We start from the raw sequence: 8554 nt of genomic DNA on the forward strand, positions 1-8554 counted from the left end.
TTGTCAAAAATGTAATGAACGAACTGGTAGATTTGGGTATTTCGACGTAGTTTACAGCCGAAGGAGCTGATCAATGACCCAAGCCGACATGACGCCAGAGGCGCTGGATGCAATCCGGAGCGATTTCATCGAGAAGGTCGGGTTGATCGCCCAGACCGACGGGCTGCCCCGCATCGCCGGGCGGGTCATGGCGTTGTTGATCTTCGACGGGGATGTCGTGTCGTTCGGGGATATTGCCGATCAGCTGCAGGTCAGCCGCGGCAGCATCAGCTCGGCCACCCGCCTGCTGGAAGACCGCGGCCTGATCAAACGCGTGGGCAAACCGGGCCAGCGGCAGGACTTTTTCAGGCTGGCCGACAACCCTTACGAAAACATGCTCAACGCGGTCGCTGCCAATCTCGACCGCGCCCGCGCCGAAATCGACGAGACCCTCGTGCAGCTCCCCGAATCCACGCCCGAGATCTGGGACAGGGTGCAGGCCTATGCACAGTTCTACGAGGAAATGGGTCAGGCCGTGATCCGATCGATTGAGAATTTGAAATCCGGTCGATCTGGCACTTGACGGGAGATCCGATGGCAAGGCCCGAGGCGCTCGTTCCGGGCGGGCCTGCGTTGACAAGGCGACGTGCCTGCCGTTGCTCGTATCGAAAGCAATTCTAAGTGGACGGTCGGTCGGCGGTCGATCCCTTGCGAATGCCGACCTATCCATCATGACACGACCAGTTCACGGTCTTGTCGAATAGCGGGTCAGCCAGCATTGGCGGCGGGCGGCAGCGCCGTCCTCGCGCGGTCTTCGTCGCGTCGCCTTCAATGGCCCTTTCCCCTTTGCCCCTCGTGCTGCCGAGAGAGGTCTCAGCTCCCCCGCCGATTCTATCGACGCCCAACCGCCGGCTGCCTGCTTTATGAGAGGGCGGATCGGCTGTCAGTCGGGGCGAAACGTCCGCAATGATCGTCGTCATGCGGCCTGTCCGGCCGTCTGAGACCAGCCCCGGATCGAGCGGGCATCTTCGACAGGGCAATCTAACCCCGATCTCGACGCAACCTCGTTGATCTGCCAGCGACGAACCACTGGTGCGCGCGTCAAATAGATATACTTACGGCTACAAGGGCGCACTCTCGTGTCTAAGCCGAAAGGGAATCGCCAGTTGCGAGACGAGAAGTTCGGGAGCATTGCACTCCCCTCCGCTGGCGGAGAAATGGGCCGAATGATCCGTGCCTACGACTGGGCCGCTTCGCCCTTGGGCGCGCCCGAGGATTGGCCGCAGGTCCTGCATGTCCTGATCGATCTGATGCTGACCTCAAGCCAGCCCATGTTCATCGTCTGGGGCCCTGAGCGCACGCTTTTCTACAACGACGCGTATGTAAAGATCCTCGCGGCAAAGCATCCCGCACTCGGGTTGCCTTTCGAAGAGGTCTGGCACGAGATCTGGGAGCGGGATCTGAAACCCATCGTGGCGCGGGCCTATGCGGGCGAGGCCCTGCACATGGACGACATCCCCCTGATGATGCTGCGCCACGGATATCTCGAAGAAACCCATTTCTCGTTCTCCTACACGCCCGTGTCCGGCCCCGGCGGTAGCGTGCAAGGCTTCCTTTGCCCCTGTCTCGAGATCACCGAGCAGGTGCTTGATGAACGTCGGGCGAAGCTGAGGGTGGAGCTCAACGAAAAATTTCGGACGCTTCGAGATCCCGTCGCGGTCAGCCGCGAGGCGGCGGCGCTTCTGGCCCGACATCTCGGCGTTGAGCAAGGCGCCTATGCCGAAATCGACGAGACCGGCGATTCCGCCCAGATCGAAAGCGACTGGAACGACGGGAGCATACCAAGCTGTGCCGGTCATCACCGGTTGCAGGACTTCGGTGAGGAGCTCATCGCGGATCTAAAACAAGGCCACAGCGTCGTCATTTCCGATGTGCGAGAAGACCCCCGCACCTGTGTCCCCGCGACCTTGGAAGCCTTTGCCCAGCGCCGCATCCGCTCCTTCATGGACATCCCTTACATTCGCGATGGTCGGCTCGTCGCGGTGCTGGCGCTTCATTCGGTTCAGACGAAACACTGGCATCCGGGCGATGTCGCCTTGGCCGAAGAGGTCGCGCAACGAACCCATGCTGCGGTCGAGGGTGCCCGCTCGGCGGCGGCGCAGCGTGTCAGCGACCAGCAGTTGCGCGAAACCCGCGACGCGCTGGCACTGGCCACCAAGGCGTCGAGCCTCGGGTGGGCCACTTGGGATTTCGTGACCGATGCGGTGAACTTGGACGCCTGCGGGCGCGAGATCATGGGATTTGGCGACGGCGTCGTCACCATTTCCAAATGGCTGGAGCACATTCACCCAGAGGACAGGACGTCGCTCGACCGGGAATTCGGCAATTGCCTGCGCGAGAACCGCCCCTTCGATCTCGAATACCGGGTCTGTCGCCCGGACGGCGCGCTGCGGCATGTGCATGGCACGGGCATCTTCCAAGCGACCGCCGAAGGCGATCCGCTTCAAGGCACCGGTTTCGTTCGCGACGTGACCGATCGCAAACGCTCGGAGCAACGCCAGAACATGCTGATGGCCGAGCTCGACCACCGGGTGAAGAACATTCTCGCCGTCGTGCAATCCATCGCGCGCCAGAGCCTGGCCCGAAGCCATGAGGCAGGGGCGGAGGCCGCGGACCGGCTCGTGGGTCGCATCTCCGCCTTGGCGCAGTCCCACTCGCTTCTGGCGCAAAGCCGTTGGGAAGGGGCCTGCTTCGAGGTACTGGTCGAGAACGCCGTCGCCCCCTACCGGGGCGATGAACCGGGCCGTATTCTGATCGACGGACCGGGGCTGAGGGTCACGCCCAAGGCCGCCCAGATCCTGACCCTCGCCTTGCATGAGCTGGTCACGAACGCGGCCAAATACGGCGCGCTCTCGCGGCGCGAAGGTCGGGTATCCGCAAGGTGGCACCTGTCCGGCGAAGGACAGGAGCGTCGCCTGATCGTCGTCTGGCGCGAAATGGACGGCCCCCCGATCGAAGGTGCGCCGCAAAGGAAGGGCTTCGGCTCGGTTCTGATCGAGCGCATGCTGACCTCCGATCTCGGCGGTCAGGTGACGCTCGACTATGCGCAGAGCGGCCTGCGGGCGGAAATTGACCTGCCGCTCGAAAATCTGCGGGCCGAGAGCGGACAGACCGAACGCAGCTTCAGCCCTGCCCGACCCCTCACGGGTGATCGGACATCGCTCACAGGCAAGAGGGTCCTCGTCGTCGAGGACGAGCATCTCGTCTCGCAGGAGACGATCGCCGCGCTTGAGGGGGCGGGCTGCGTCGTGGTCGGGCCTGCGTCGACGATGAGCGAGGCCCTGAAGATGGTCGTCACGGAGGAGTTCGACGCGGCGGTGTTGGACGTGAATCTGAACGGCACTCGCGTCTGGCCTGCGGCGCAGGTGCTGCAGGCGCGCGGCATCCCCTTTGCGTTCGCGACCGGTTACTCGGATATCATCGACATTCCGGCCGAGTTGGCGAAGGAGCGCTGGATCGAAAAACCTTTGGACACGGACCGTCTGCTCCAGACGGTCGCCGCGGTCTTTGCCGACCGGGTCGCGCCGCAATCCGATGAGACGGCATGAGCGGTGCGACCTGCCCGACCCCAAGACGTCACGGCAACACCTCACGCATGGACCTTTTTACAGGGCAGCGTCGTTAGGCCATCTGTACCCATGTGGCCCTACCGGGACGTACACCAAGCAGGGAAACAATGACCCCGACTCTACTCGTCCCAAGTCTGGACGCCCGCAAGGCGAGACACCTCGCGGCGACTATTCATTCGGAAACCTTGGAATATTTTCGACAGATCGCGCCTGCGCCGTTCCACACGTAATTTGCCTTCAGGATCACCTCGATGACGACCAGCCCGCCCGAGGCGCTTCTCGCCTACATGCGCACCGCTCCGATCCCTCTGACCTTGGGAACGCTCGATCAGCCCGATGAACCCTTGGTCGAGGTGAACGAGGCCTTCTGCCGGTTGACGGGCTACAGCCGGGACGAGGTCATCGGGCGAAACTGCCGCTTCCTTCAGCCGCAAAGCGAAGACGTGCGCGATGCGAAGGCCAGAATGCGCGCCTTTCTCAATGACCCCACGGTCGAGGCGGGGCGCTTCGAGGTGCCTAACCTGCGGGCGGACGGCACCCCTTTCCTCAATCTCGTGTTCATGTCGCGGCTCAAGACGGCGTCCGGAAGCGGCGACCTGATCTTCGCGTCCCAGTTCGATCTCAAGCCCTCCCGAGGCGTCGATGATCTCAAGGCCTACGACGCTCAGCTCGGCCGAAGCATCGATGATATGGCCGATCTCGGCCGTAACCACGGCCTGATGATACGACAGTCGGCCATGTTGCTGTCGCAGTCCGCCGTCACCATCGCGAACCTTCGCCTTCATGGATAATCCCGTGGCCGATCCGCAAAGGCCCGCGGCCCAAGAGAACACGACCCCGGTGGTCGGGATCGGCGCATCGGCGGGGGGCCTCGAAGCGCTGCGCACCATGCTGACGCCGGCCCAGCTTCCGACCGGAATGGCCTATGTCATCGTGCAGCACCTCGACCCCAACCACGACAGCCTTTTAGCCGAGCTTCTAGGGCGGCAGACAGCTCTGAATGTACGACAGGCAGAGGAAGGCGAGATGGTCCTTCCCGATCACGTCTACATCATTCCTCCGGGGCACGGCCTGTCGATCAAGGAAGGCAAGCTGTCGCTGCAGCCGTTCGAGCAGCCGCGCGGGTTGCGCCGTCCCATAGACGACTTCTTCATTTCCCTGTCCGAGGATCGGGGTCCGTTGTGCGCCTGCGTGATCCTGTCCGGGACCGGTGCCGATGGCACGCTCGGACTTCGGGCGATCAAGGAGCATGGTGGGCTGGCGCTGGTCCAGACACCGCAGAGCGCCCGCTATGACGGCATGCCCCTGTCGGCAGTTTCGACCGGCATGGTCGATTTCGTTTTACCACCCGAAGCCATGCTCGACCGGCTGCGAGACTACTTCAGGCGTGCCATCGGCGAAACCGGGTCGATCGTCGGCGACAGCGACCAGATCGACACCATCTGCCAAGCGTTGCGCGGACAGACCGGACATGACTTTACCGGCTACAAGCACACCACGCTGGCCCGTCGGATCCAAAGGCGGATGCAGGTGCTGCAGATGTCCGACCCGGGCCAGTATCGCAAACGGGTTCGTGACGACGAAAAAGAGGCAGCAGCCTTGCTGCGCGACTTGCTGATCAACGTCACCCGGTTCTTCCGCGACCCCGAGCATTTCGAGATGCTGCGCAAGCACGTCATTGCGCCGCTCATCGAACGCTCTCGCCCGCATCAGGACATCCGGGTCTGGGTGCCGGGATGTTCGAGCGGCGAGGAGGCCTATACCCTCGCCATGTTGTTCAACGAGGAGATGGTCCGTCAGGACGCGTCGATGCGGATCCACATCTTCGCAACCGACATCGATGATCAGATGCTGGAGATCGCGCGTGAGGCGCGCTATCTCGCCTCCTCGCTCGCCGATATCCCCGAAGCCCTGCGCGACCGATACACCATCCAGCACGGCGACCATTTCCGCATCGCGCCGGGGGTGCGGGACATGGTGCGGTTCTCAGCGCACAGCGTCATCAAGGACCCGCCCTTCTCGCGACTGTCTCTGGTCTGCTGCCGCAACCTGTTCATCTATTTCGGCGATGAGCTGCAATCGGCCGTATTGCCGATCTTCCATTATGCACTCCAGCCCGACGGCTTTCTCTTTCTGGGGCCTTCCGAGACCATCGGTCGGGCCGATGACCTGTTCGCGCCGATCGATCACCGGTCGCGCGTCTTTGCCCGCAAGAAGGGGGAGACGCGCTATCCAATCCATCTGCCCGCCTCGTCCGATCGCGGATCGCGGGTCGAGCGCAGCAACACCCCCATCCGGCGTCGGCATCCCGCGGCAGGGACGAGCCTCGCGCTCGATCGGCTGTCGGAGCGCTATGCCCGACCTTGCGTCGTGCTCGATCGCGACGGCACGGTCATCGAAAGCTATGGCCGGCTTGGCCGGTACTTCGAGTTTTCGGCAGGCTCCAACCAGTCTGCCGCGCAATCGGCGCGCCCTGGCCTGCGCGAGGTGCTGCTGCCTTTGATGCGGCAGGCCGGAGAAAGCCGACAACGCATGATCGCGCGCGACGTCGAGGTCCGCGCCGAGTTCGGTCGCCAGAAGGTCGACGTCGTCGCGGACCCCCTCGCCGACGACACGATGCTCATGGTGTTCCGCGACATCGGCGGCTTCGAGGTCGAGACCGATGACGATCTAATGGAACTGGGCCCCGCCGACGGACAAGTCGAGATGCTCGAGGGCGAGTTGCAGCACATCCGGCGCCAACTGCGCGACAAGACCGAGGAGCTGGAGACCGCGAACGAGGAGCTGAAGAGCTCCAACGAAGAAATGATGTCGATGAACGAGGAGCTTCAGTCGACCAACGAGGAGTTGTCGACCGTCAATGACGAGCTGAAGGAGAAGGTCGACCAGCTTAGCGTCGCAAACGACGACCTGCGCAACTTCTTCGCATCCACGCAGCTGCCGGTGGTGGTGCTCGATGGCGACATGCGTCTGCGCAGCTACACCGACGCCGCGCTCGAAATCTTTCCGTTCCGATCGAGTGATCGTGGCCGCCCGCTGCATCAGGTGACGAGCCTTCTGTCGAGCGACGCCCACCTGTCGGCCGCCGCGCGGGTCATCGGCGGCGCTGACGTGATCCGCCAGCCCATGACCCAGGCCGACGGCTCGCGGCAGTGGATGTTGATCGTTCACCCCTACCGCGTCCGCGACGGCGCGCAGGACGGCGTCACCCTGATCTTCACGGACATCACCGAAATGACCTCGCTGCAGGCCGAACTGAACCGGGAGCGCGAACAGCTCGAGCTTGCGGTGCAATTGGCCGGGATCGGCATCTGGGAATACCTGCCCTCGGCCGGGCGTATCGTGATCGACAAGAGCCAGGCCGCGCTGTTGGCTCTGCCCGAAGCCGGTGGTCACCCAAGTGCTGCGCTGTTCGATCAGGTGATGCCCGAGGACCGCAAGCCGCTCCGCGATGTGCTCGAGACCTGCGGGCGAGACGAGGCAGAGATATCGACCGAATTCCGCGTTCCAACTGGGGCGGACGCACGTCCGCGCTGGTTGCGTAGCCTCGCACGGCCCATCACGGGCGAAGAGCCCTTGCGCATTCTCGGGGTGAGCTTCGACGTCACTGCCGACCGGCATCTTGCCGAGAACCGCGAGCTGATGATCGGCGAGATGAACCACCGGGTGAAGAACCTGTTCGCCGTCATCAGCGCGCTGGTCTCGACGATGGCGCGCGAGGCCAACAGCACCGAACAGCTGGCACGCGATCTGCGCGACAAGATCTCGAGCCTTGGCCGGGCACATGCGCTGACCAACCGGCCCGACCATGCGCATGGTATCACTCTCGACGCCTTGCTCCGGGCGATACTCAAGCCCTTCGTGACGCAGTTCGATATCTCAATCTCCGGATCGGACGTGGTTCTGGATCAGGCCGATGTCACGCCGATGGCGCTCATCTTGCACGAATGGTCGACCAATGCGGTCAAATACGGTGTGCTGGGCGCAAGCGAGGGCAAGCTCGAGATCTCTTGGACGGGGTCACGCGCGGAGGGCTGGTCGCTGCGCTGGCGCGAGACGCGGAGCACCGACATCGAGACGGTGCAGAACACGGCCGGCTTCGGCTCGAACATGTTGCAGATCGCTGGGCGGCAGCTTCGAGCAAGGCTGGATAATCGCGCGGCGGGCAACATCTATGAATGGAGCCTGGAACGCCCAGGCAGCATGGGAAGCTGAGATATGGTCAAGATCCTGCTGGTCGAAGACGAGTTGCTCGTCGGGCTGGACATCAAGGCGACACTGGAAGACGCCGGTCACGAGGTCGACGGCCCCTACCCGACCGTGGCCGAGGCGCTTAGCGTCGCGAAGGCGGCCCCACCCGATCTCGGCTTTCTCGACGTGCGTCTTGCCGACGGCGTGGTCGATCCGCTGGCCTCATGGCTGTCGGACCGATCGGTGCCGCTGGTCTTCCATTCGGGCCATGCAGGTGCGCATGACTACGGTACGACCTATCCTCACGCGCGCTTTTGCGAAAAGCCTTCGACCCCGGACGAATTGATCGAGATCGTCGCGATGCAATCCTCCGTCACGCTCGGCTAGGCTGTTGAACCTGTTGCAGGTCCCACAGCAGGGCCCGCAACGGGATCGGGGATTGGTACTCTCGAATTTACCGATGGCGGCCATGGCGACGAGAGTATGGGGAAGCGGAATACGGTCTCCTGTCGACGTCTACCGCCAGCCGAAGCAAGGCACGGCGGCATCCGCTAACAACGTAGCTATCTAAAGAGCGACGGCGCTGTTGCACATATCGGTGAAGGGAATTCACTGAGCGCGCGCTGACGGTTAGCTCGAGGGCATGCCGAAGCCTTCCTCGACCCGCTATCGCACGATGAACTGGTCCGACTACAACGCGGCGCTGCGCAAGCGCGGCTCGCTGTCGGTTTGGTTCGACCCCGAGATGGTCTGGC

At 63.3% G+C, this 8554-nt stretch carries 5 protein-coding genes and 1 pseudogene; all 6 read left to right on the forward strand.

Features of this window, described 5'->3' with window-relative positions; all coding sequences use genetic code 11:
- The first annotated feature begins 73 nt into the window (after positions 1-73).
- A complete protein-coding gene (locus AADJ02_RS18120; protein ID WP_341214408.1) occupies positions 74-562 on the forward strand; it encodes a MarR family transcriptional regulator in 489 nt (162 codons plus the stop codon).
- 643 nt (positions 563-1205) lie between these two features.
- Positions 1206-3587 carry an HWE histidine kinase domain-containing protein gene (locus AADJ02_RS18125; protein ID WP_341214409.1) on the forward strand — a complete coding sequence of 794 codons (2382 nt, stop codon included), beginning with the start codon at positions 1206-1208 and terminating at the stop codon, positions 3585-3587.
- A gap of 272 nt (positions 3588-3859) precedes the next feature.
- The gene (locus tag AADJ02_RS18130; RefSeq protein ID WP_341214410.1) at positions 3860-4399 is read left to right on the forward strand and encodes a PAS domain-containing protein; all 540 of its coding nucleotides are present in this window, start codon (positions 3860-3862) and stop codon (positions 4397-4399) included.
- Entirely contained in the window at positions 4392-7823 is a 3432-nt protein-coding gene (locus tag AADJ02_RS18135; RefSeq protein WP_341214411.1) for a chemotaxis protein CheB, read from the forward strand. Before AADJ02_RS18130 ends, AADJ02_RS18135 begins: the two co-directional genes overlap by 8 nt.
- Positions 7824-7826: 3 nt before the next feature.
- A complete protein-coding gene (locus AADJ02_RS18140; protein ID WP_341214412.1) occupies positions 7827-8186 on the forward strand; it encodes a response regulator in 360 nt (119 codons plus the stop codon).
- A gap of 256 nt (positions 8187-8442) precedes the next feature.
- Positions 8443-8554: pseudogene (locus AADJ02_RS18145) on the forward strand (IS5/IS1182 family transposase); the annotation flags it as partial.

The sequence above is a fragment of the uncultured Limimaricola sp. genome (genome assembly GCF_964022235.1).
GTDB lineage: Bacteria > Pseudomonadota > Alphaproteobacteria > Rhodobacterales > Rhodobacteraceae > Limimaricola.

Bases quoted from the DNA above. Each gene is read 5' to 3' on its own strand.
- AADJ02_RS18130 (WP_341214410.1), top strand. From the start codon at position 3,860: ATGACGACCAGCCCGCCCGAGGCGCTTCTCGCCTACATGCGCACCGCT.
- AADJ02_RS18125 (WP_341214409.1), top strand. From the start codon at position 1,206: ATGATCCGTGCCTACGACTGGGCCGCTTCGCCCTTGGGCGCGCCCGAG.
- AADJ02_RS18120 (WP_341214408.1), top strand. From the start codon at position 74: ATGACCCAAGCCGACATGACGCCAGAGGCGCTGGATGCAATCCGGAGC.
- AADJ02_RS18140 (WP_341214412.1), top strand. From the start codon at position 7,827: ATGGTCAAGATCCTGCTGGTCGAAGACGAGTTGCTCGTCGGGCTGGAC.
- AADJ02_RS18135 (WP_341214411.1), top strand. From the start codon at position 4,392: ATGGATAATCCCGTGGCCGATCCGCAAAGGCCCGCGGCCCAAGAGAAC.